We start from the raw sequence: 786 nt of genomic DNA on the forward strand, positions 1-786 counted from the left end.
ACGTGATGATCCAGTTTGCGGCCGTCAGAAGTTCGTTTGCATTTCATAACGACATTATATTACAAACTTACTTTACTTTCTAGAAGGTTAGTAACCGTGGCGACAATGCAATCCATTGTACTACTGTTCCATTTTCGAATTGTGGAGCGGCCACGTTGGATCGTGTCTCACGGATGCATGAAGGTGGTGCTGAGTTTTGCCCTTAATTTCGGGCTGTTTTGAGGCGGCCAATGTGATTCCTGGATAGGTTAGATTTCACAAAATTGCCAATTAAACTGAGGTAACTTGTAGCCCATCTTAGCCGGCGGTCGGCTTTGGCCCCGATCTGAACATCGTTACGCGACGACGACGACGGTTTGGCCAGGAGTGTGCCGACCGCTTTTCTTTACCACGATGTCCACATCGCATCCCAGCCGGTTCAAACATTCGATCATCTTGGCTTGGCTGATGCCGCGGAACTTGCCGCGCAACAGATCGGAGAGTTTGGGCTGTGGCATGCCGAGTAGTTCGGCTGCACATTGCTGCGTCAAGTGCCGGCCTTTGATGATCTGCGCGATCTCGTTCGCCAGTCCCGCTTTCACCAGCATGTCGTCGGCATCCGGCCGGCCCAGGTCGGCATAAGGGTTGCCGCTGCCTTCTTCTATGGTGATGTCGCCGATGGTGGTGGTCGTATTCATGTTGAGCGATCCTTCTCTTCCCCCTGTGTCAGGATAGTTGTCGCGTCATCTGATTTCTCGTAATCGTACAGGGGGCGGAGCAAAGACGGGCAGTGAAACACTATTCAGC

Annotated in this window: 1 protein-coding gene; it reads right to left on the bottom strand. The window is 52.2% G+C overall.

Annotation, left to right across the window (positions count from 1 at the left end):
- Positions 1–335 precede the first annotated feature (335 nt).
- Positions 336–677, bottom strand: a complete 342-nt coding sequence (locus tag H7U20_RS24425) for a helix-turn-helix domain-containing protein (protein WP_199761746.1) — start codon at positions 675–677, stop codon at positions 336–338.
- Positions 678–786: the final 109 nt, after the last annotated feature.

It is taken from the genome of Rugamonas violacea, assembly GCF_016461825.1.
Lineage (GTDB): Bacteria > Pseudomonadota > Gammaproteobacteria > Burkholderiales > Burkholderiaceae_D > Rugamonas.